The organism is Algibacter luteus (genome assembly GCF_900141715.1).
In the GTDB taxonomy this organism is placed as follows: domain Bacteria; phylum Bacteroidota; class Bacteroidia; order Flavobacteriales; family Flavobacteriaceae; genus Arenitalea; species Arenitalea lutea.
The window spans coordinates 79,390-102,684 of sequence record NZ_FQYK01000002.1 but is presented as its reverse complement, the minus strand read 5'-3'; the positions used below and the strand labels follow the sequence as shown (position 1 = coordinate 102,684).

The following is a 23,295-nucleotide window of genomic DNA, read 5'->3' as shown; positions in this document are numbered from 1 at the left end:
ACCCTAAGAAAAGGTGAGATTTGAAGTATAAAATTATTTAAATATCGAGATATTTTAATCATTTTATACGATAAGATTGCATTTTTTTAGGGTTTCTAAAAGATTTGATGAATTTTTTCCAATACTTGCTTTAATTTCTCAAATTAACCGGTTAGTTTTTCTAAATTACAACTACGAATTGAATAAAAATTCAATCAAACTGGAAACAAATATTAGACTAAACTCAGGTTGAAGTTATAAACTATTGAAATTGCTCTTCTTTTTTACGAAATATTCGTACACAATAGATGTTTTGTAGTAGTATTTTTTTTTGTGTTTTATTTGTTTTCGTTGTGCTATAACCCGCGGTAACTGCTGATAATAACTAAAATGTGCTTTAAGAATGGCTAAACTATGCTTTGGTTTTAGTTCAACCAGAAACTTTGCAGCAGCTACACCATCTAAAATGAGGCGTACTATTATTTTGCCCAAAATAAAACCATTGGCGTTTTTGGTTAGTGCAAAAAGACTATTTCTAAAATTCAGGAATGTTTTTTTTGAACTACTATTTTTCAATGTTGCTCCACCAACGTGATATACTTTTGAAGCACCAACATATTTTATATCGAAGCCCTTATTTTTGGCGCGCCAACACAAATCAATTTCTTCCATATGCGCAAAAAAGTGTTCGTCGAAGCCGTTTAATTCATAAAACACATCTTTTTTTATGAAAAAACACGCCCCAGATGCCCAAAAAATATCGGCAGTACCGTCGTATTGACCTCGGTCTTCTTCAATGGTATTAAAAATTCTACCTCGGCAATACGGATAACCAAATTTGTCTATAAAACCACCAGCTGCACCAGCATATTCAAAATGGTTTTTCTTTTTGAAGTCTAATATTTTGGGTTGAATAATTACTGTATTTGATTCTTTTTGAAAGGTTTCGACGATAGGTTCGAGCCAATTTTTAGTAACTTCAACATCGCTATTTAAAAGGCAAAACACATCAGCTTCAACATGTTTTAAAGCGTCATTGTAACCTTTGGCGTAACCCCCATTTTTTTGATTTTGTATGATAGAAATTTTTGGATATGACGATTTTAGAAACGCGATGGAATCATCGGTTGAGGCATTATCTACGACATAAACGTCTGCATCTTGAGAATATAGAATAACCGAGGGTAAAAACTGTTCTAAAAGTTTTTGTCCATTCCAATTAAGTATTACAACTGCGACTTTCATTTAATATAATCGGGAATATTTTTTAAAAATTGGTAGCGTTCATTTTTAAAATCCATTTGGCAATAATAATGATTTAATCCGTTGGTTACCATTAAGTAGGTTGCATTTAACTCTAAATTATAACGCGCTATTTGATCGAATGTGTCTTGTTTTATAATTATTTTAGGCGCTTTACATTCAACAATAAGATGTATGCTACCATCTGAATTGAATACCACAATATCATAACGCTTTTTTAATGTGTTTATAGTCAGCTCTTTTTCAATATTGATTAAAGATTTAGGATATCCTTTTTCTTGAATTAAAAACTGAATACAATGTTGGCGCACCCATTCTTCAGGTTGTAAAACCACAAATTTTTTACGAATAGGATCAAAAATAGAAACTTTATTTTCGCTACTTTTGAAACGGAAGTTATATGTGGGAAAATTTAATTTTATCACATCACAAATTTATCATTATAATGTCACTTCGAGTGATTTTCAAAGAAAATTTTAAAGTAGTTTGGACGAAGTCAAGCAATTAGTTTCAGATATTAAAAGTAAAAATCTTAAACCTATTTATTTTTTAATGGGCGAGGAGTCGTATTACATTGATAAGATTTCTGATTTTATTGAAGATAATGTTTTGGCTGAAGAAGAACGAGGTTTTAATCAGATGGTGTTGTATGGTAGAGATGTTACGGTTGAAGATATTGTTGGAAATGCCAAACGCTACCCAATGATGGCTGAACACCAAGTGGTGATTGTGAAGGAAGCTCAAGATTTATCGCGTACTATTGAAAAATTAGCAAGTTATGCAGATTCGCCCCAACCATCAACGGTTTTAGTAATTAACTACAAGTACAAAAAGATTGATAAGCGAAAAGCGCTTTATAAAGCTATTAAGAAAACGGGAGTAGTTTTTGAAAGTAAGAAGCTTTATGAAAATCAGGTATCCGATTGGATTCGTCGAGTCCTGTCTTCACAAAACTATACCATTACGCCTAAAGCAGCACAAATGTTGGTTGAGTTTTTAGGAACCGATTTAAGTAAGATTAGTAACGAGCTTGAAAAACTTCAAATTATTTTACCCGAAGGCACTCAAATTACACCCGACGATATTGAAGAAAATATCGGGATAAGTAAAGATTATAATAATTTTGAATTACGAAAAGCAATAGGGGAGCGTAATGCCTTAAAAGCGTATAAAATTGTCAATTATTTCGCAGACAATCCAAAGGAAAACCCAATGGTTGTAACGGTTTCATTATTGTTTAGTTTTTTCTCTCAGTTACTGCATTTTCATGGGTTAGCAGACAAATCACCTAGAAATGTAGCTTCAGCTTTAAAAATCAATCCGTATTTTGTTAATGAATACATTACTGCAGCAAGAAATTTTCCAATGCGAAAAGTAAGCGTAGTGGTTTCTGCATTGCGAGAATTTGATGTAAAAAGCAAAGGTGTTGGATCAAATGCTGTTCCTCAAGGCGATTTGCTAAAAGAATTATTGGTAAGAATATTTAATTAATTGCGATTAATATGAATTTTCATATTCATGAAAGCTGGCAGACTTATTTAAAAAATGAATTCAGTCAACCTTATTTTTCAGAATTAATGGATTTTGTAGTGGCTGAATATAATACTAAAACGTGTTTTCCTCCAGAAAATGAAATCTTTAATGCATTTAACACGTGCCATTTCGATGATGTAAAAGTGGTTATTATTGGTCAAGACCCATATCACGGAGATGGACAAGCTAACGGTTTGTGCTTTTCTGTTAAAGATGGCGTAGCGCATCCACCATCATTAATTAACATTTTTAAGGAAATTGAATCCGAACTTGGTGTTCCATACCCCAAAAGTGGAAACTTAATGCGTTGGGCAAATCAGGGTGTTTTGTTATTAAACGCGACTTTAACTGTTAGAGCTAATGTAGCCGGGAGTCATCAAAAAAAAGGTTGGGAAAAATTTACCGATGCTACAATTAAGTTGATTAGCGATGATAAAGACCATGTTGTGTTTTTGCTTTGGGGTGGTTTTGCAAAGAAAAAAGAAAAGTTTATCGATACTGGCAAGCATAAGGTACTTACTTCTGGCCATCCTTCACCTTTAAGCGCGAATCGGGGCTATTGGTTTGATAATAATAACTTTAAAGAAACAAATAAATACCTGCTTAATGCAGGCAAACGACCAATATATTGGTGATTTTAGTCCGCATTTTTATTTTTCATATGAACATGAAAAAGTAAAAAAAGAGCCAAAAATATTGATGCAAATAAGATTACGGGGTATATAATAGTTAACATAGACAATGTCTTTTAAAATTAAGACACATAATATTGAATATGGTCACACTCTTATAAGTTAAAGATTAAATTATTTAACTTCCCGTTGGTGCAAGCACTTGAGTAGAGCTTGATAATGAAATCCCTGGTCTTAAAATAATAGGTTTTTTGTCTGCTTTTTTAGTTTTATCCGTTTTATTACAGCTAAATTTAAGCAATAATAAATTGATAATTACAAGCGAAATAAGAATTAGAGTAATTGTTAATAACATAGGCGATTCGGTTTAAATATTCGCTAAAATACATTTTTTTTCGACAAAATACAATTTTATGTCAATAAAATGTTAATATTTACTAATAACTTAATGCAAAATTAACAAATTTTAGGTGTCATACAATACGTACTAATGCTTATTTTATTAGATTTTATAATTATTTAATTGTTAGAGTGAAATATTGCTTAGTCGGTAATTTTTTATGTGTTTTTTTATGCAGTCGGCAATTTTATAACGCTTTCTTTGATTTGGAATGTACAGCTTCAAATATGATGAAAAAAAACTTTTTTAAAATGAAATGGTTCATTTGATGAAATAAATTTATTTTTGAACAAAACAAAAAAATCATGAGTCAACCTGAATGGGTAATTGTTAAAGAATATCAGGATATTACTTATAAGAAATGTAATGGTGTTGCGAGAATAGCATTTAATAGGCCTAATGTTCGGAACGCTTTTCGACCAAAAACTACAAGCGAATTATACGATGCTTTTTATGACGCCAATGAGGATGTTAATATTGGTGTTGTTTTATTATCTGCTGAAGGACCTTCAACTAAAGATGGCGTTTATTCATTTTGTAGTGGTGGCGATCAAAAGGCCAGAGGGCATCAAGGTTATGTGGGTGAAGATGGTTATCACCGTTTAAATATTTTAGAAGTACAACGTTTAATTCGTTTTATGCCTAAAGCGGTTATAGCTGTAGTACCAGGTTGGGCCGTTGGTGGTGGACATAGTTTGCATGTCGTTTGCGATTTAACACTTGCAAGCAAAGAACATGCAATTTTCAAACAAACTGATGCCGACGTCACCAGTTTTGATGGTGGATATGGTTCAGCATACCTTGCTAAAATGGTTGGACAAAAAAAGGCAAGAGAAATATTTTTCTTAGGAAGAAATTATACTGCTCAGGAAGCTTTTGAAATGGGAATGGTTAATGCTGTTATACCGCATGAAGACCTTGAAAATACTGCTTATCAATGGGCCCAAGAAATATTGGCTAAATCTCCAACATCCATAAAAATGCTTAAGTTCGCCATGAATTTAACTGATGATGGTATGGTAGGGCAACAAGTTTTTGCTGGTGAAGCAACCCGTTTAGCATATATGACCGATGAGGCAAAAGAAGGAAGAGATGCTTTTTTAGAAAAAAGAAAGCCTAATTTTAATAAAAAATGGATTCCTTAATGCAGAATATATCAACATGGGTTTCTGCTATGCGTTTAAGAACGCTTCCTCTTTCTATAGCAGGGATAGTAGTGTCTGCCTGTTTGGCGCATTATAATGGCTTTTTTGAATGGGATATTTTCGTTTTAGCCATTATTACGACTCTTAGTTTTCAAATTCTATCGAATCTTGCAAATGATTATGGCGATGGCATAAAAGGCACCGATAACGAAGATAGAATTGGTCCTGAACGCGCTATTCAATCGGGACAAATATCGCCAGAAGAGTTAATGAATGCCATTAAAATAAATATAATGGTTTCAATTATTTTAGCGTTTTTATTAATTTTTTCAGCATTTGGCGTAAAACATTTTTTGCTCACTGTTTTATTCTTTCTTTTAGGCTTTTTATCCATATCAGCGGCAATTAGTTATACAGTTGGAGATAAAGCATATGGTTATCGAGGTTTAGGAGACTTGTTTGTTTTTATCTTTTTTGGTTTGCTCAGTGTTATAGGGTCTTATGTGTTATTTGCTAAAGAATTTCATCATGTAACTTTTTTACCTGCTATTACAATAGGTTTGTTGAGTACAGCAGTATTAAATCTCAATAATATGAGAGATAGATTATCGGACGAGAAATCAAATAAAATAACCTTAGCAGTTAAGTTAGGTGAAAATAAAATCAGAATTTATCATAATGTGCTCGTTTTGGGCGCTATTATAGTTTCTTTATTATTTGGAATTTTATATTACACATCACCATATAATCTTATTTATTTTGTGGCTTATATTCCGTTATTGCTTCATTTAAAAAGAGTTAACGGTAATATTGACCCTAAATTATTTGACCCAGAACTTAAAAAATTAGCCTTAACAACTGTATTGCTATCTATATTAATGGGCCTTGGTCATTTACTGCCTTTTTAGTACTTTTAATAATCTAAAAATTCTAATTTTCTCAATGAGAAGATGTATATCAAATGTTTGTGTTAAGACTGAAATATTAAAACATCATCATTGAAAAATAAAATTGATTTCTATGAAAATTACTTTTTACGGTCATGCTAGTTTAGGTATTCAAATAAAAGACATCAATATTCTTGTGGATCCATTTATTTCTCCAAATGAAAAAGCATCACATATTGATATAAATACGTTAAAAGCTGATTATATTTTGCTAACACATGCGCATCAGGATCATATTGCAGATGTAGAAGTTATTGCTAAAAGAACAGGAGCTATAGTGGTTTCGAATTTTGAAATTGTTACCCATTATGGTGAACTTGGTATTGAGGGGCACCCAATGAATCATGGGGGTAAATGGGATTTTGAGTTTGGTACCGTAAAGTATGTGAATGCCATTCATACGTCTTCATTTCCCGATGGCAGTTATGGCGGGCAACCAGGGGGGTTTGTTATAGAAGGCGAACACAAAAATATCTACATAGCCGGAGATACAGCTTTAACTTTTGATATGAAGTTAATTCCACTTCAAACTAAATTGGATTTGGCTATTTTACCTATAGGAGATAATTTTACAATGGGTATTGAAGATGCCATTTTAGCAAGCGATTTTGTTGAGTGCGATAAAGTATTGGGCTATCATTATGATACTTTTGGATATATTGAAATTGACCATGAAGATGCCAAACGAAAATTCTTCGAAAAAGATAAAGATTTAATGCTACTTGAAATTGGAGAATTTATTGAATTGTAAATGATACATGCGTCCTACAAACCATATTTATTAAATTTTAAGCAAGCAAGCGGAACTTCGCGTGGGATTTTAAAAACGAAAGAAACTTGGTTTTTAATATTAGAAAAAAATAAACATAGAGGGATTGGTGAATGTGGACTTTTCAGGGGTTTATCATTTGATGACAAACCAGATTACGAAGAAAAACTAAAATGGGTTTGCGCTAATATTAATTTAGGGTTAGACCTTTTGTTAGATGAGTTGATTGAGTTTCCTAGTATTCAGTTTGGTTTAGAAACAGCTTTCAAATCTTTAGAAAGTAGTAATCCCTTCGTGCTTTTTTCTTCAAAATTCACAGAAAATGAGGATGCTATTGCAATTAATGGATTAATATGGATGGGCTCTGAAGCATTCATGAAATCTCAAATTCAAGAAAAAATAAAATCCGGTTTCAACTGTATAAAAATGAAAATTGGAGCTATCGATTTTCAAACGGAAATTGCGCTTTTAAAATCGATAAGAAAACAATTCACTTCAAAAGATATAGAATTGCGTGTTGATGCCAACGGCGCATTTCACCCAGAAGAGGCATTAGAAAAGCTTAAAATCCTGTCTGATTTAGATTTGCACTCTATAGAACAACCCATAAAACAAGGGCAAATTGAAACTATGGCTAAGTTGTGTGACCAAACACCTTTACCAATTGCTTTAGATGAAGAATTAATTGGAGTTTTTTCAGTAACAAAAAAGAAAAAATTGTTACAAACAATAAAGCCGCAGTATATCATCTTAAAACCAAGTTTAGTTGGCGGGTTTTATGGAAGTGATAGTTGGATTGATCTAGCCGAAGATCTAAATATTGGTTGGTGGATTACAAGTGCCTTAGAAAGTAATATAGGATTAAATGCCATTGCACAATATACATATACTAAAAATAGTAAGATGCCTCAAGGATTAGGCACAGGAAGTTTATTTACCAACAATTTTGACAGTCCATTGCAAGTAAAAAATGGTAAATTGCAATACAATAATAAGCGTAATTGGGAATTTAATTTATAAGATATGTACATAGCTCAAGCCTTCAAGGGTTTACATGAATTTTGGCGATACATTATAGGTGTTGTTATAGCTATTTTTGGCGTAGTAATTTTTTCATTTCCTCATATGATTGCAATTGGCATTGAAACTGCTAATGGTAATTTGGATTTGTCTCGAATGTCCGATAGTAGTTACATCATGAGTATTTTCGAACCTAATTTAAACTTAGTGTTTGTTTTATTGCCTTTTGCTGGTGGTCTTTTAGCATTACTTTTGGTTGTTAAATTTTTGCACAATCAGACTATTAAAATATTCACTACAACTAGAAAGAAAATAGATTGGAAACGCTTTTGGTTTATCTTTTTTTTATGGGGCGTAGTGTCAAGTAGCTTTGTACTTATTGATTACTTTATATCTCCGGAAGATTATCAATGGAATTTTAAATTAATGCCTTTTATAATACTTTGTGTAATTGCCATTATATTAATACCGTTACAAACTAGTTTTGAAGAGTATTTGTTTAGAGGATATCTAATGCAAGGCCTAGGTGTTTTGGCAAAAAATAAATGGGTACCTTTAATAATAACATCTGTGGTATTTGGCTTGTTACATATTGCTAATCCTGAAGTTGAGAAACTGGGTTATATTATTATGGTTTATTATATAGGAACGGGGTTGTTTTTAGGAATTATTACCTTAATGGACGATGGTTTAGAATTGGCATTGGGATTTCATGCTGCCAACAACTTATTTACAGCACTTTTAGTTACCGCAAACTGGACTGCTTTTCAAACGCATTCAGTTTTTAAAGATTTATCCGATCCTTCAGATATGGGTTTTACCGAAATATTTGTACCCGTTTTAGTTGTATTTCCAATCCTTCTTTTTATTCTTGCCAAGCGATATAAATGGAATAATTGGAAAGATAAATTAATAGGACAGGTTATTGAACCGCCAAAAGAAGATTATAAAATTTTAGAATAAATATATGACACCAAATTACACCAATGTCCATTTAAGATTTATGCTAGACAATGTTAGCTATAATCACGAAGACCTTATGGAAGTAGCTTATAGCTACGTAAAAGAAGGGATGCCTTACCAGCAAGAATTAGGTAACTTTTTACTTGATTGGTTGGATAATAAAGATTATGTTATTGTTAAAACATCGGGATCAACAGGCAGACCTAAAAAGTTGAAAATAAAAAAACAAGCCATGGTTAATTCTGCTCTGGCTACTGGAGATTTTTTTGATTTAAAACCAGGGAGTAAAGTTTTACATTGTTTGCCATCAAATTTTATCGCAGGTAAAATGATGATTGTTAGAGCCATTATTTTAGGTTTAGAATTAGATATGGTTGAACCTGCTGCACTACCTCTTATTGATTACGAGAAAGATTATAAATTTTGTGCATTTACACCAATGCAACTTAAAAATTTCGCTAAGTATTTTAAAAATATTAAAACGGTAATTGTTGGAGGCGGACGCGTATCAAAGGCTATAGTAGAGTTAATTAAGGATAAAAAACCTCATGTATACGAAACTTATGGGATGACAGAAACGGTTTCACATGTGGCCGTTAAGAAGCTGAATAATTTTGATGGCGAAGAAGAAAAGTATTTCACAACTTTGCCAGAAATAACTGTTTCGCAAGACGAACGAGGTTGCTTAGTCATTGATGCGCCTAAATTATCAGATCAAAAAATTGTAACTAACGATATTGTTAATCTAATTTCAAAAACAAGTTTTGAATGGTTAGGTAGGTACGATAATGTGGTAAATTCGGGTGGAATTAAATTATTTCCGGAACAAATTGAAAGTAAACTTCAAGATAAAATTCCGGAAGAATTTTTTATAACTTCTGTGCCAGACGATACTTTAGGAGAAAAACTTGTTTTAATTGTTGAAAGTGATAAAAACACTTTAGATGCTAATGTTTTTGAAGGATTAGATAAGTACGAAAAACCCAAAGCGGTTTATAATTTATCTAAATTTAAAGAAACAACATCCGGAAAAATTCATCGTAAAAAAACCTTAGAAATGCTCAATCTTGTTTAGTTGTGTTTTTATTGATTAATCTCCTTTTAAAATAATAGCTATGAGTTTTTTAAAGCGTGTACTTTCAACCGTTACGGGCATTTTTGTATTCTTATTAATCTGTTTTTTTGGGTTAATTCTTTTGGGTATGCTAATAGGGTCGGGTTCTGATGATGTGGTTCAAGTAAAACCTAATTCTGTTTTAGAATTAAAGTTAGATTTTCCAATATATGATTATGCGGGAAAAACGGAGTTCACAGATTATCCGTTTCTAAACGAAGATGAAAAAAATGGACTTTTTAATATCATTGATGCCATAAAATATGCTGAAACAGACGACAAAATCAAAGGCATTTCAATTGATAATAATTTCATAAACGCAGGTATTTCACAAACAAAAGCATTACGTGGAGCATTAAATAAATTTAAGGCTTCAGGTAAGTTTGTAGTGGCTTACGGGGATATATATTCCCAAAAAGATTACTATTTAAGTTCTGTAGCGGACACTATTTTTATCAACCCTGTTGGATTTTTAGATTTTAAAGGATTGTACACAGAGCGATTGTATTTTAAAGACTTTCAAGATAAGTCTGGATTTAAAATGGAAGTTGTTAGGTTAGGGAAATATAAAAGTGCGGTTGAGCCTTATATAGCTAACGAAATGAGTGCGGAAAATAGAGAGCAAATTTTAGTGTATTTAAACTCACTTTGGAATGAAATAAAACAGGATATTTCATTAAGTAGAAATATAACAACCGCGAGATTAAATAATATTGCAGATAGTTTATTAGCTAGAACACCTCAAATGGCTAAAACATCAAATTTAATTGATAAAATAGCATATCATGATGAATATGTTAAAGGGATGAAGCACGCTTTAAAACTTAAACCTAATAAAGATTTAAATGTTATTAATGTTGCAGATTATTCTGAGTATGCATCAAAAAAAATAAACGCAAATTATAGTAAAAATAGAATAGCCGTAATTTATGCAGAAGGCGATATCATGTATGGTGAAGGAGAAAAAGGTATAATAGGGCAGGGAACCATTAATAAATCTTTAGAAAAGGCGAGAAATGATGATAAAATTAAGTCAATTGTAATTAGAGTAAATTCACCAGGAGGAAGTGCTTTGGCAAGTGAATTAATTTGGCGAGAAATAGAGCTCACTAAAAAAGTAAAACCTGTGATTGTTTCTATGGGTGATTTAGCGGCTTCTGGCGGATATTATATTGCATCAAATGCAGATAAAATTATTGCAGAACCAACTACCATTACTGGAAGTATTGGGGTTTTTGGAATGTTACCCAACGGAAAGAATTTAGCAGATAATATCGGTATTAATGCAGAACAGGTTGCTACAAACAAAAATGCAGTAACCTATAGTTTTTTCGAACCCTTGAATGATAATCAACGTGAATTCATAAAGGAAGGTATTTTAGATATTTATGATTTGTTTTCAAGACGTGTTGCTGAAGGCAGAAATTTATCAAGAGAACAAGTTGAAAATATTGCCCAAGGTCGTGTATGGACAGGAACTGATGCTTTAAAAAATGGTTTAGTAGATGAATTAGGAGGCTTAGATCTGGCATTACAGCGAGCTGCAGAAGCGGCCGAAATTCAAGAATATCAAATAAGAGAATTTCCAGTTTTTGAAAAAAGCCTTGAAAAGATGCTTCAAGATTTAGGAATAGCTAAAACCAAAGAAACTATTATGACTGAAGAGCTAGGAGAAGAAAACTACAAAATGCTCAAAGAATTAAAAAGATTATCACAGAAAAAAGGTGTTCAGTTGTTGTTCCCTTTTAGTACCGAGATAAAATAAATCAAAAAAATTATCAAAAAAGGTGTTTCTATTCGGTTTTAGAAACACCTTTTTTTTACTGTTGCATTTTAAAATAATAATCTAATGAACGTTTTCCTGATCCATATACTAGAAAAAAAGCGCATACTAATAGCGTAATTAACGCTAAGGTTAAGTTACTCGAATTCATTTCACCCACAAAATTAATAACTATTGCGCCAATTAAAATAGGTAACTGCGCCAAAATAGCCCAACGGGTTAGAAGTCCAAATGCAATCAGCATACCGCCAATAAAATGAGCTGGAGCTACATAGTGTACCATCATCATGCCACCTGCCATATTCTGCATTGGTTTAAATAGTTCCATGAGCATTGCGCTGTTTGCCATAAAATCAATGCCTTTTAAAAACAAGAAGACGCCTAAAGCAATGCGCAGCAAATCAATAGGCAAATAGGTGTGTTTGTTTGCCCATTTATTGAGTGTTTTTATCGTTTCCATAGTTTATATTGTTGATATTCAAACAATAAGATACGAAAATTTAATTGTAAATAGAAATTAAACTTGAAGCACACCCATGTTAAATTTCTTTTCAATAGGTGCGTGGTTAGCAGCTTCAATACCCATGCTTATCCACGTTCTAGTATCCAATGGGTTGATAATAGCGTCTGTCCAAATTCTAGCTGCAGCGTAATAAGGTGAAACTTGATTGTCGTATCTGTCTTTAATTTTATTGAACAATTCTTCCTCTTTTTCTGGTGTTATTTTTTCACCTTGTTTTTCTAAAGAAGCCTTTTCAATTTGCAGCAAAACTTTAGCTGCAGAGTTTCCACTCATTACGGCAAGTTCTGCACTTGGCCATGCAACAATTAATCTGGGGTCGTATGCCTTACCACACATAGCATAGTTTCCTGCACCGTAACTATTACCAATTATTACAGTGAATTTTGGAACAACCGAATTGCTAACGGCATTTACCATTTTAGCACCATCCTTTATAATGCCTCCGTGTTCACTTTTGCTTCCCACCATAAAACCTGTAACATCCTGTAAAAAAACCAACGGTATTTTCTTTTGGTTACAATTCGCAATAAAACGTGTGGCTTTATCTGCAGAGTCATTATAAATTACCCCGCCAAATTGCATTTCTTTGGGTTTTGTTTTAGAGCCAGTTGTTTTTACTAATTTACGTTGGTTGGCAACAATTCCAACCGCCCAACCATCTATTCTGGCGTAACAAGTTATAATGGTTTGACCATATCCCGCCTTATATTCATCAAATTCAGAGTTGTCTACCAAGCGCTTAATAATGTCATACATATCATATTGATCAGCTCGAGATTTTGGGACAATACCAAAAATATCTTCAGGTTTTTCTTTTGGCTTTTTAGCATCTGAGCGATTAAATCCTGCTTTATCGTAATCACCAATTTTATCAATAATGTTCTTTATGGTGTCTAAGGCATCGGCATCATCTTTGGCTTTATAATCGGTAACCCCACTAATTTCGCAATGTGTCGTCGCCCCACCTAGAGTTTCATTATCAATAGTTTCACCAATAGCAGCTTTTACTAAATAACTTCCGGCAAGAAAAATGCTTCCGGTTTTATCTACAATTAAAGCCTCATCGCTCATAATAGGGAGGTAAGCACCACCCGCTACACAGCTTCCCATAACCGCAGCAATTTGGGTTATGCCCATACTGCTCATAATGGCATTATTTCTAAAAATTCGTCCAAAATGTTCTTTGTCTGGAAAAATTTCGTCTTGCATAGGAAGGTAAACACCAGCAGAATCCACTAAATATATTATTGGCAACCTGTTTTCTATAGCTATTTCTTGGGCTCTTAAATTCTTTTTACCTGTAATAGGAAACCATGCACCAGCTTTTACGGTTGCGTCGTTTGCTACTACAATGCATTGTTTGCCTTTTACGTAACCAATTTTAACTACTACACCGCCTGAAGGGCATCCACCGTGTTCTTCGTACATGTCTTCGCCTGCAAAGGCAGCAATTTCAATAGAATTTGCTTTAGGATCTAGCAAGTAATCAATACGTTCTCTTGCTGTCATTTTTCCCTTAGCGTGTAGTTTTTCTATTCTTTTTTTTCCACCGCCTAAGCTTACTTTCGCGAATCGTTTTTGGAGTTCTGATACTAAGAGTTTATTGTAATCTTCGTTTTTATTGAAGTTAATATCCATGTAGCTATAGTTTGTTGCTAATGTACAAAAGTTTAAAAAATTTTAAATGCTTTGTTAATGAAATCATAAATTATTTTACATGGAATTAGTTTCCTTGGAAACTAAAAATATTTGTTGTAAATTTGAACTATTAAAAAAAATAATCTATGAAAAAAGTAATAGCATTTGCAGGTAGTAATAGCCAAAACTCAATAAACAAACAATTAGTTACCTACGCTTCAAGTTTGCTTGAAAACACAGAAGTGAATTTATTGGATTTAAATAATTTTGAATTACCAGTTTTTGGTGTGGATTTAGAAGCTGAAATAAAAGGGCAACCAGACAACGCCCATAAATTTTTGAATCTTATAAGAGAGTCGGACGGTATTTTGCTGTCGTTGGCAGAACATAATGGTGCTTACACAGCGGTATTTAAAAATCTTTTTGACTGGATGTCTAGAATTGAAGGCAAAACATTTTTTGGTAAATCTATGTTATTAATGGCAACTTCACCTGGAGGAAGAGGTGGTCAATCGGTTTTAGAAATAGCGAAAAACAGATTTCCTTATCATGATGCTAACATCATTGAAACGTTTTCATTGCCATCTTTTGGAGATAATTTTAAAGACGGAAAAATTGTTAATTCTGAATTGAATGAGAAATTAAGTAAGGCCGTAAATCAATTTGAAAATCAATTGTAAAATGGAAATCAAACAAACCGATACTGGTGAAAAGGGGACATTTTTCATCACTATTAAAAATGTGAAAATGGCAGAAATGACTTATACACATGCGGGTTCAGATAAAATTATTATTGATCATACCGAAGTAAATGAAGCTCTTAAAGGCCAAGGTGTAGGCTATAAATTAGTTGATGCAGCGGTTGCGTATTTGAGAGCGAATCATTTAAAAGTAATTCCACTTTGTCCGTTTGCCAATGCTGTTTTTAAGAAAAAGCATGATGCATATGCTGATGTTTTATTCTAATAATTAAAGTTATGGGAGATTTATCAAAAGACATTAATTCAAAGTTTGTTAACAATCGGGTTAAGGCTTTATTAAACATACTTTATACTGCAAATTGGATTTCGAATCATCAAAATGAGTTTTTTAAACCATTCGGGATTTCGCCACAACAATACAATATTCTAAGAATTTTAAAAGGCGCTAAAGAACCTTTAAATGTACAAGTGATTAAAGATAGAATGATTGAGCGCGCACCAAACGCCACGCGTTTAATGGATAAATTATGTGCTAAACAGTATATAGAGCGCCTGCCTTGTGAGTATGACAGACGTGTTGTAAAAATTGCAATTATAAACAAAGGAATGGAACTTTTAGAATCCATACCAAACAATTTAAATAAAGATTTATTAAAAAATTTAAATGAAGAAGAAGCAGAACAATTAAGTAATCTGCTAGATAAAATGAGATAATTAAAGAAAGGAAATTATAATGAAAACAGTAATACATAAAGCAGAAGATAGAGGATTTGCAAATCATGGTTGGTTACAAGCCAATCATTCATTTAGTTTTGCTAATTACTTTGATAAGGATAAAATTCAATTTGGTGCTTTACGAGTTCTTAATGACGATATTATTGCGCCAAAAATGGGCTTTGGAACACACCCTCATGATAATATGGAAATTATTACTATTCCATTAAAAGGCGAACTCAAACATAGAGATTCTATGCATAACGATTGGCAGTCGGTTTTGCCTGGAGAGGTTCAAATTATGTCTGCTGGAACTGGTATTCAGCATTCTGAAATAAACGGTTCAGCAAATGAGCACTTAGGCTTATTTCAAATTTGGATTATGCCAAATAAACAGAATGTTACACCGCGATATGATCAGAAGGCATTTGAAGAAGCGGATAGAAAAAATAAACTTCAAGTTTTAGTAACTTCTATAGATGAAGACCATAAAGGAAGTTTAAAAATCCATCAGAATGCTGTCATTTCTCGAATAGATTTGGAGGCAGGCAAAACATTCGAATATCAATTAAAGAGTGATATTCATGGCGTTTACATGATGACAGTTTACGGAGAAGTATTAGTTGCAGATGAATCTTTACAGTCACGAGATGCTGTAGGGATTTCTGAAACAGATGTATTTAAAGTGAACGCTATTGCAGATTCTAGTTTATTGTTTATTGAGATTCCTATGCTTTAATAACTCAATAACTCTAAATTTTATTTATTGTAAATAAGCATCCAATTTTTGGGTGCTTTTTTATTTAAAAATGCGATATTTGCTTTTAGACTAACCAATAAATGAAACGAAAATGGCAATGAACAAAAATACAGTACTAGCTTGGGCAACAGTATTAATGATTATTATGGGTGTTGTACTCATATTAATGGGTGCATATAGATATGACGATGTTGCAGGGTGGGGGTTTGCCACTGTAGGTATAGGCTTTTTTGCAATTGCTTGGGTATTTAATGCTCTTAAAGGTAGAGTGTAGAATAAAAACAAACTCAACAAAAAATTAACAAGCACAATGAGCGACGATAAAAAAATAATTTTCTCAATGTCTGGGGTTACTAAGACATTTCAAAGCGCCAATACACCTGTATTAAAAAATATTTACTTAAGCTTTTTTTATGGAGCCAAAATTGGGATTTTAGGTCTTAATGGTTCTGGTAAATCAACGTTATTAAAAATTATTGCAGGTGTTGATAAAAACTATCAAGGCGATGTTGTTTTTTCTCAAGATTATTCAGTTGGCTATTTAGAGCAAGAACCAAAACTAGACGACGATAAAACCGTTATGGAGATTGTGCGTGAAGGCGCTGCAGAAACTGTTGCAATTCTTGATGAATACAATAAAATAAACGACATGTTTGGGTTAGAAGAAGTGTACTCTGATCCTGATAAAATGGAGAAATTGATGAATCGTCAAGCGGAACTTCAAGACCAAATTGACGCAGCAAATGCTTGGGAACTCGATACTAAATTGGAAATCGCTATGGATGCTTTACGTACTCCCGAAGGTGATAAAAAAATAAGTGTCCTTTCTGGTGGAGAGCGTCGTCGTGTAGCGTTGTGTAGGTTGTTATTGCAAGAACCAGATGTATTATTGTTAGATGAACCTACCAATCACCTCGATGCCGAATCGGTACATTGGTTAGAGCATCATTTAGCACAGTATAAAGGTACAGTAATCGCAGTAACGCATGATAGATATTTTCTAGACAATGTAGCAGGTTGGATTTTAGAGTTGGATAGAGGTGAAGGCATTCCATGGAAAGGAAACTATTCCTCTTGGTTAGATCAAAAATCTAAGCGAATGGCTCAAGAAGGAAAAGCAGCTTCTAAACGTCAAAAAACTTTAGAACGGGAGTTAGAATGGGTTAGGCAAGGTGCTAAAGGGCGTCAAACCAAACAAAAAGCGCGTTTAAAGAATTACGATAAGCTCATGAGTCAAGACCAAAAGCAACTTGATGAAAAACTAGAAATTTACATTCCAAATGGTCCACGTTTAGGAACCAATGTTATTGAAGCTAAAGGTGTTGCAAAAGCTTATGGGGATAAATTGTTATACGACGATTTAAACTTTAATTTACCTCAAGCTGGAATTGTAGGCATTATTGGTCCAAATGGTGCTGGTAAAACCACAATTTTTAAAATGATTATGGGTGAGGAAACACCAGACAAAGGAGAGTTTATTGTTGGCGATACTGCAAAAATAGCCTATGTCGATCAGAAACACTCCAATATAGATCCTGAAAAATCCATTTGGCAAAATTTTAGTGATGAGCAAGAATTGATTTTAATGGGAGGGAAACAGGTAAATTCTAGAGCTTATTTAAGTCGATTTAATTTTAGCGGAAGTGAGCAAAACAAAAAAGTAAGTTTGCTTTCTGGTGGTGAGCGTAACCGCTTGCATTTAGCCATGACTTTAAAAGAAGAAGGTAACGTGTTGCTTTTAGATGAGCCAACTAACGACCTTGATGTGAATACATTACGAGCCTTAGAAGAGGGTTTAGAAAACTTTGCAGGTTGTGCGGTAGTAATTAGTCACGACCGTTGGTTTTTAGATAGAATATGTACGCATATTTTAGCTTTTGAAGGGGACTCGCAAGTATATTTCTTTGAAGGTAGTTTTTCTGATTATGAAGAAAATAAGAAAAAACGATTGGGTGGCGATTTAATGCCGAAACGAATAAAGTATAAAAAGCTAGTTAGATAAAAGTAAAGAACGCTCACTGAAAAGTGGGCGTTTTTTATTTGTAAATATGATCAGGTCCTATTTTGAAATCCGATTCCTGTTCTAGTTTCTTTATGGATTTTATATTATTATTAAATTCATCAATTTCCTTTTTCCATTGTTCTTCTGGAGAAATGGTAAAAAGTCCCATTTTAGTTTTAAAAGCAAAAATTAATACTACGGCATTAATTAAAATAAGTAAGAGTAGGGCTTCCATAAATTATTTGGCAAAGTTTTATTTGGGTAATTATTAATTATCGCCATACATATGGCCTTCAGTAAAGTCTTTATATGGTTTTTCTTCTTCCTCTGCAATTTTTCTATTCATCTCGTCTAATCGTTCATTTTCTTTTTTAAGCAGATATGATTTTCTTACGCCTAGAAGCAATAAAACTCCAAAAAACACAGTAACAATAACTAGTAATGTTACAATTTGAGATTGAGTAATTAAGCCGAGGTTAAATTTTAAAGTATAGATTTGGTAAGCAAGCATGATTGTATAATGGTTAATTAAAAGCTGCTCAAATATACTGCTAAATATGCATTGCTTTTAAAGATGTTTTGTAATGTTATTCACCGACTTATTAAAAAAATATAAAAATGTTGTAACATTTTATTTACATCGTCTACCAATATTTAGAGCCGTTAAAATTTTGATTTTAATAAATTTTAACGAACTTGCTTAACCATATTATTGTACAACTTTAAATACTAAATACACCATGTCTGATGATTTTGATTTATTAGAAACCTCTTCCAACGAAAAAACCGAAAAAGTAGATGTTAATTGGGGAAAAGCCATTGACACTATGAAATCTAAATTGTCGCAAGAAGATGATCCTGAGGTTCGCCAGAAAATACTAAATGCAACTTTAGATGATGTGGTGCACATGGCAGAAAAAGACAGAACAACGCTTTTAGACGCCATTAAGGATTTAACCGATTATCAAGATGAGGTAGGTATTATTTTTGAAAAATTTTCTGCGCTTAATGCCAACGAGCAAAAAGTAATTGACGACGCTCAAAAAGCTTTAGATCGTGCTAAGATTGAATTGGAAGATGCCAAAGCAAAACCAGATACTTGGTGGAATAATCTTTGGGGACGTAAAAGTAAAATCGCCAAAGCTGAAGTAGCCTTAAAGGAAGCAGAAAAGGTGAGAGCAGGAGCAGATAATAAGGCAAAGGCTATGTTTCAAGAACGTATAGAAAGTGCCGATGTGCAAACGCTACTTAGTGAGCTTTCGTATAAATCGCAAGCTGCGGTTACACGTTTAAAAAATCGTGAAGTTGAAATTAAAGAGGTTGAAGATAAACTTCAAGATGCTATTGTGGAAGCCACAATAAACCATACAAAAGCTTTAGAAAAGAAAAAAGAAGTAGAAGCAAAGCTTGAAGAAAACTACGCATTATTAAAACAAGCACGCCAAGAGCTAGAAGATATCGTTGATAAACAGTCTGCTGAATATGCTCAAGCCGTTGGTAAAGTAACACAATTGGAACAAAAAGTTGAAGAGCTTGAAGGTCTTAAAAACGCTTATACTACACTTGCAGCCAGTAAAGATAGTTTTGTGCATAAGCATAACTTAACTATTAAAGTTTTAACATCGTTACGTAGTAATTTACAAACACACCGGGCTAAACTGAAATCGGATACTGAGGAGCGTTTAAAATATTACGATGGTTATGTAGTGGCTTTAAAAGCACGTACAGACCAAGAATTTGCTGCGATATTAGAACATTTAGGTGTTAAAACCGATGAGCATATTGGTGAAACGTTAGCGTCAATGCATACGGCTAGTGCCAAAGCAAGACAAGATATGATGGATAACATTCCTGTTCACGAAAAAGTGATGCAAGGTGTTTACAGTAGTTACGCAGAAGCTTTACAAGAAATTCGAGCTAAAGATGGCGAAATACAAAAGAATTTTGCTGAGCGCTACGGTATCGATATGAAAGAGATTTTTGAAGATTATTATAATGCGGATGCCAATACGCCTTCTAGTGATGATGGTGAGCCTGCTGGTAAGCCAAAACCAAAAACTAGTGAAGACGATTTGTTAAGCTAAACGATATGTTTTGATTCCCGCTTCTTGCGGGAATATTATTAAATGAAACTTAAAGTTTAATTTTATTTATGTTCTGCGTTAGGGATAGCAGTGGAAAGCCCACAGCGAGGCACGAGCGAGAACTTGTAACGGATAGCCCGACCCTCGTGGTAACCTGCCTGCCGGCAGGCAGGCGCCCAAATTATTAAAATATTAGTGTATTCGTTGCAAAACTGAATACTGTATACTGAAGACTAAAACATGTCCATAAATCACATAGTTACTCCTTTAGATTCTGCAATACTTGATTCCAAAGAGCATTACGTTTTCTATCATAGAATGGTAGACTTTGCTTTTAAAGAATTGATTGTAGCGGTTCAGCGTGAAAAGATTTGCGATGATTTAGAAGTTAAACTGTTTAAGCAATATTGCGATTTATTGTTGTATTCTATTGAAGCTATGCGTGTAAAATACATGTACGATGATGAAGATAATATGAAGGTGGATTTAACAGATTCCGGATTGCCTAATTATTTGGAGTTTCGATATTTGTTTAACGATTTGGAACTGCGTGATGAATACCTTGGGAAACTCACACCAGTTGCCAAACTAAAAGAGGAGTTTCTAGATACGCTTTTGCGTAAAAAGGAGCCGATTAAGAAGAGTAAATTATTCCAAGCAGCATCGATTGTGTATTACACTTCTGTAAACAAGCAATTTATATTCAATCGTTTTGTACAAGGTAAAATATTAAATTCTCCTGAAGGTGCAGTAGCCGATTTGTTGACAAGCTGGAGTTTCTATGATGTAAGCCATAACCGTCCGTTTATTTGCTTTATGTATTTTAATTATGATGGTAACCGTGTGAACGATTACAAGGAAGAGATTTATGAGGTTCTAAAATCTGTTGCCGATAGAGATATGTCCTTAGATACTTTAGCTTATACTATTGATAGAAAGTTACCAAAACTATCACCGAAATTAATTAAACGTATTGATTTAGGGCCTTTACATAATGTTTTTGCTAAAGATGAACATCAAGTAACACATACGATTTTAGAAAGTATTGCCAAAAAAGAAATTCCATTAGAGTCTTATGCGTTTTCGTTGAAAGTGGATGAAGTAAGCTCTAAAAGTGAGTTTAAAGAAGGCGGATTTTTTAGTAAACAAATATTGCAACGTTGGGACGATGTGTTTATAAAAAAATACATTTTGGCACCGCATAGAATTATTCAGTTGCTCTATAATAAAACACCCGAAATAATGAATGGACTTGCTAAACCGCCTATTGAAATTGCAGGAGTAGAAATAAATTTAAAAAAGTAAAAGTCGTAGTCTCATGAAGTAAGACTGAACACTGCGACTGCGATTGAACCTAAAAACTATGGAACACAACTCAACATTCCCTATAAAATTAACCGAACTCGATATGCTTCGCGATGAAGCGGCTTCATACTTAAAATCTGTGCAATGGGAGCAAGGTGCTCGTGCAAAAAATCGAGATAAGAATGCGAAAGACGAGTCGATACTTTTGTATTTATCAAGAGCTAATAATGGTACAAACTCTGTTGAGGTTACATCGGTTTCAAAAACGATTTTAGCCTTAAAAAAACGGTTGTTGCCAGATTCGGTGGCCATTCCTATCTATCTAAACCAAACCTTATACGCAGTTCAAGAAGGGATAACTTTAGGCATTTGGATTAAAGATAGTTATTATGATGCCTCTGGATTATCTAGTTTAAACGAGAATAAATCAGCTCTTAATAACAGTGGAAAACGAGAGTTTGAAAGTAAAATGCATACCGCCACAGCGTTTATGCTGTTTGCTACGGCTTATAAAATTTTAAACGATTTAAAACCTTATGCATCAGACGATTTGAGCGTAATGAAGCAGAAATTTGCTGGAATTCCAGAGGTTTCGTTCCTGTCGCCAATAAAAGGGATTTCGTGCAGCTTATTTTATTATGATAAATATTTAGGGCATCCTGATATTATCAAATCGGATAAAGATGTTATTGATTTTACGGTCGTTTATTTTGAGGCTTTAATTGACGAAATTCAACTTAGAAAAAGTAGTTTAGAATACACTGAAACTATAGAAGATAGAACGTATAAACTTGAGAACTCAGAATTTGCGGTTTCAGGCTGGAATAATGTATTTCAAGGCACAGCAAAGAGTATCGAGTTCAATAAAATACAGTTTGAGCAAATTGTTGGTAATCGAGATGCTAAACATTTTGCGCGACGCTTAACCGAACGTTTATTGAGTTACGATTTTACGGTAAAAAAGAATCCGTTTCAAGAACTAGGTGGTTTTATGCCTGTTTTTATGGGTTACGGCATTCCGGGAACTGGTAAAAGTATGTTGATAGCAGCTATTGCAACAAGATTGAAAGAACATTGCGATACATTGGATATTCCGTTTTTGTTTCACCCTATGCCAGATACCTTAATATCTACATTTCAAGGTGGTTCAGCAGAAAAAATGGTAGAATGGATGAAGCCCATGCAAGATCCTACTAAGTTAATTTTTGCACCTATAGATGATGCCGAAAATAATTTACAAGAACGAACGGCTCAAGGAGTTTCGGCGGGTGTAAAGGAAGTAATTGGTGTGTTTTTAAGATATACCGAAGGTGCCTATGCTGTTAATTATGGCAATAGCTCAATTGGGTTATTCACCAATCTACCAGAAATGTTAGACAAGGCCGTTATTTCGCGTGTTCAGGGACGCTTTAAAATTGATGGTGCTAGAACAGAACACGACTTTTTAGATCAAGATCATTTATGGTGGCGAAAACTCGATGATACCATGCCAGATTTTGTAAATATGCAAGGACCAGAAAATTACAGTTATTTGCAAGATCAGGGTTTAGCGAAAAACATGGGTGAGATTCTAAATTTAACTGATAAACCTACCGAAGAGCGCGTGCATGCTATTTACGATAAGGTGGAAAAGCAATTTAAAACCAATCAGCACCTCTTCTATGCCAATTTATATAAAGACATGCAAAAGGCATTTCCATTTTTCTCCTCACGTGATGTTAGAAATATTCAAAGTGCGGTATCGTTACGCTTAACAGATTTTGATTTGGAAGAAGATTGGTTTGAAAACCCTGAAATTTATTTCAAACAAGAGTATGATACTAAGTTCAATATGTTACAGGAATTGATGCGCGCTAATATGAAAGGATTGGATTTTTCTGAGATTAGAAGACAAGAAGTTGTACGTTATTTAGATAATGTGGCAACGATAGCAGATACTGATTTTAAACGAAAAGTTGATGCCAGAGTTAATCAATTAAATATTGAAACGGAAGCGAGAAAAACTTTTGAAAACAACTAG

The 23,295-nt window shown here is 33.4% G+C and carries 24 protein-coding genes; 18 read left to right on the top strand and 6 right to left on the bottom strand.

Annotated elements, in window-relative coordinates; all coding sequences use genetic code 11:
• Window positions 1-234 precede the first annotated feature (234 nt).
• Both BUA46_RS03975 and BUA46_RS03970 read right to left on the bottom strand, forming a co-directional pair.
• Window positions 235-1,224, bottom strand: coding sequence for a glycosyltransferase family 2 protein (locus BUA46_RS03975; protein ID WP_019387462.1), 990 nt, complete (start codon window positions 1,222-1,224; stop codon window positions 235-237).
• Complete coding sequence (locus BUA46_RS03970; protein WP_019387461.1) at window positions 1,221-1,667, bottom strand: type I restriction enzyme HsdR N-terminal domain-containing protein; 447 nt, start codon at window positions 1,665-1,667, stop codon at window positions 1,221-1,223. Before BUA46_RS03970 ends, BUA46_RS03975 begins: the two co-directional genes overlap by 4 nt.
• Window positions 1,668-1,728: 61 nt before the next feature.
• On the opposite strand from BUA46_RS03970, the gene holA reads away from it, so the two are divergent.
• From holA to sppA, 9 genes are all read left to right on the top strand, one after another.
• Complete coding sequence (gene holA, locus BUA46_RS03965) at window positions 1,729-2,733, top strand: DNA polymerase III subunit delta (RefSeq protein ID WP_019387460.1); 1,005 nt, start codon at window positions 1,729-1,731, stop codon at window positions 2,731-2,733.
• A gap of 11 nt (window positions 2,734-2,744) precedes the next feature.
• Window positions 2,745-3,410 (top strand): uracil-DNA glycosylase, encoded by a 666-nt coding sequence (locus BUA46_RS03960; RefSeq protein ID WP_019387459.1) that lies wholly within the window; start codon window positions 2,745-2,747, stop codon window positions 3,408-3,410.
• Window positions 3,411-4,112: 702 nt separating this feature from the next.
• Complete coding sequence (locus tag BUA46_RS03955; protein ID WP_019387457.1) at window positions 4,113-4,952, top strand: 1,4-dihydroxy-2-naphthoyl-CoA synthase; 840 nt, start codon at window positions 4,113-4,115, stop codon at window positions 4,950-4,952.
• Window positions 4,952-5,860: a 1,4-dihydroxy-2-naphthoate octaprenyltransferase gene (menA, locus tag BUA46_RS03950; protein WP_026010029.1), complete on the top strand. Its 909-nt coding sequence runs from the start codon at window positions 4,952-4,954 to the stop codon at window positions 5,858-5,860. The genes BUA46_RS03955 and menA overlap by 1 nt, the downstream gene beginning before the upstream one ends.
• A 112-nt stretch (window positions 5,861-5,972) precedes the next feature.
• Window positions 5,973-6,650, top strand: coding sequence for a metal-dependent hydrolase (locus tag BUA46_RS03945; RefSeq protein WP_019387455.1), 678 nt, complete (start codon window positions 5,973-5,975; stop codon window positions 6,648-6,650).
• On the top strand, window positions 6,651-7,688 hold the full coding sequence (locus BUA46_RS03940) for an o-succinylbenzoate synthase (protein WP_019387454.1): 1,038 nt from the start codon (window positions 6,651-6,653) through the stop codon (window positions 7,686-7,688).
• A 3-nt stretch (window positions 7,689-7,691) separates the two neighbouring features.
• Complete coding sequence (locus BUA46_RS03935) at window positions 7,692-8,651, top strand: CPBP family intramembrane glutamic endopeptidase (protein WP_019387453.1); 960 nt, start codon at window positions 7,692-7,694, stop codon at window positions 8,649-8,651.
• A gap of 4 nt (window positions 8,652-8,655) precedes the next feature.
• The gene (locus tag BUA46_RS03930; RefSeq protein ID WP_019387452.1) at window positions 8,656-9,726 is read left to right on the top strand and encodes an AMP-binding protein; all 1,071 of its coding nucleotides are present in this window, start codon (window positions 8,656-8,658) and stop codon (window positions 9,724-9,726) included.
• A 40-nt stretch (window positions 9,727-9,766) separates the two neighbouring features.
• A complete protein-coding gene (gene sppA, locus BUA46_RS03925) occupies window positions 9,767-11,530 on the top strand; it encodes a signal peptide peptidase SppA (RefSeq protein WP_019387451.1) in 1,764 nt (587 codons plus the stop codon).
• 55 nt (window positions 11,531-11,585) lie between these two features.
• On the opposite strand, the gene BUA46_RS03920 is transcribed toward sppA, so the two are convergent.
• Together BUA46_RS03920 and BUA46_RS03915 are read right to left on the bottom strand one after the other, a co-directional pair.
• Window positions 11,586-12,008 carry a DoxX family protein gene (locus BUA46_RS03920; protein WP_019387450.1) on the bottom strand — a complete coding sequence of 141 codons (423 nt, stop codon included), beginning with the start codon at window positions 12,006-12,008 and terminating at the stop codon, window positions 11,586-11,588.
• Window positions 12,009-12,065: 57 nt separating this feature from the next.
• Window positions 12,066-13,709 (bottom strand): acyl-CoA carboxylase subunit beta, encoded by a 1,644-nt coding sequence (locus tag BUA46_RS03915; RefSeq protein ID WP_019387449.1) that lies wholly within the window; start codon window positions 13,707-13,709, stop codon window positions 12,066-12,068.
• A 146-nt stretch (window positions 13,710-13,855) separates the two neighbouring features.
• Between BUA46_RS03915 and BUA46_RS03910 the strand changes: the two genes are divergently transcribed.
• The 6 genes from BUA46_RS03910 to ettA all read left to right on the top strand — a co-directional run bounded on the left by BUA46_RS03910 (window position 13,856) and on the right by ettA (window position 17,886).
• Window positions 13,856-14,389: an NADPH-dependent FMN reductase gene (locus BUA46_RS03910; RefSeq protein ID WP_019387448.1), complete on the top strand. Its 534-nt coding sequence runs from the start codon at window positions 13,856-13,858 to the stop codon at window positions 14,387-14,389.
• A 1-nt stretch (window position 14,390) separates the two neighbouring features.
• Window positions 14,391-14,675: a GNAT family N-acetyltransferase gene (locus BUA46_RS03905; RefSeq protein ID WP_019387447.1), complete on the top strand. Its 285-nt coding sequence runs from the start codon at window positions 14,391-14,393 to the stop codon at window positions 14,673-14,675.
• An 11-nt stretch (window positions 14,676-14,686) separates the two neighbouring features.
• Window positions 14,687-15,124, top strand: a complete 438-nt coding sequence (locus BUA46_RS03900) for a MarR family winged helix-turn-helix transcriptional regulator (RefSeq protein WP_019387446.1) — start codon at window positions 14,687-14,689, stop codon at window positions 15,122-15,124.
• Between the two features lie 19 nt (window positions 15,125-15,143).
• A complete protein-coding gene (locus tag BUA46_RS03895) occupies window positions 15,144-15,863 on the top strand; it encodes a pirin family protein (RefSeq protein WP_019387445.1) in 720 nt (239 codons plus the stop codon).
• 112 nt (window positions 15,864-15,975) lie between these two features.
• Window positions 15,976-16,158 carry a CAL67264 family membrane protein gene (locus tag BUA46_RS03890; RefSeq protein WP_019387444.1) on the top strand — a complete coding sequence of 61 codons (183 nt, stop codon included), beginning with the start codon at window positions 15,976-15,978 and terminating at the stop codon, window positions 16,156-16,158.
• A gap of 36 nt (window positions 16,159-16,194) precedes the next feature.
• Complete coding sequence (gene ettA / locus BUA46_RS03885) at window positions 16,195-17,886, top strand: energy-dependent translational throttle protein EttA (protein ID WP_019387443.1); 1,692 nt, start codon at window positions 16,195-16,197, stop codon at window positions 17,884-17,886.
• A gap of 34 nt (window positions 17,887-17,920) precedes the next feature.
• Here the strand turns inward: ettA and BUA46_RS03880 are convergent, their stop codons facing one another.
• The gene (locus BUA46_RS03880) at window positions 17,921-18,121 is read right to left on the bottom strand and encodes a hypothetical protein (RefSeq protein WP_019387442.1); all 201 of its coding nucleotides are present in this window, start codon (window positions 18,119-18,121) and stop codon (window positions 17,921-17,923) included.
• Window positions 18,122-18,154: 33 nt separating this feature from the next.
• Entirely contained in the window at window positions 18,155-18,397 is a 243-nt protein-coding gene (locus tag BUA46_RS03875; RefSeq protein WP_019387441.1) for a hypothetical protein, read from the bottom strand.
• A 229-nt stretch (window positions 18,398-18,626) separates the two neighbouring features.
• Here BUA46_RS03875 and BUA46_RS03870 point away from each other — a divergent pair, with 229 nt between their 5' ends.
• The 3 genes from BUA46_RS03870 to BUA46_RS03860 all read left to right on the top strand — a co-directional run bounded on the left by BUA46_RS03870 (window position 18,627) and on the right by BUA46_RS03860 (window position 23,295).
• Entirely contained in the window at window positions 18,627-19,970 is a 1,344-nt protein-coding gene (locus BUA46_RS03870; RefSeq protein ID WP_019387440.1) for a hypothetical protein, read from the top strand.
• A gap of 240 nt (window positions 19,971-20,210) precedes the next feature.
• On the top strand, window positions 20,211-21,275 hold the full coding sequence (locus tag BUA46_RS03865; protein WP_019387439.1) for a hypothetical protein: 1,065 nt from the start codon (window positions 20,211-20,213) through the stop codon (window positions 21,273-21,275).
• 58 nt (window positions 21,276-21,333) lie between these two features.
• Window positions 21,334-23,295, top strand: a complete 1,962-nt coding sequence (locus BUA46_RS03860; protein ID WP_019387438.1) for an AAA family ATPase — start codon at window positions 21,334-21,336, stop codon at window positions 23,293-23,295.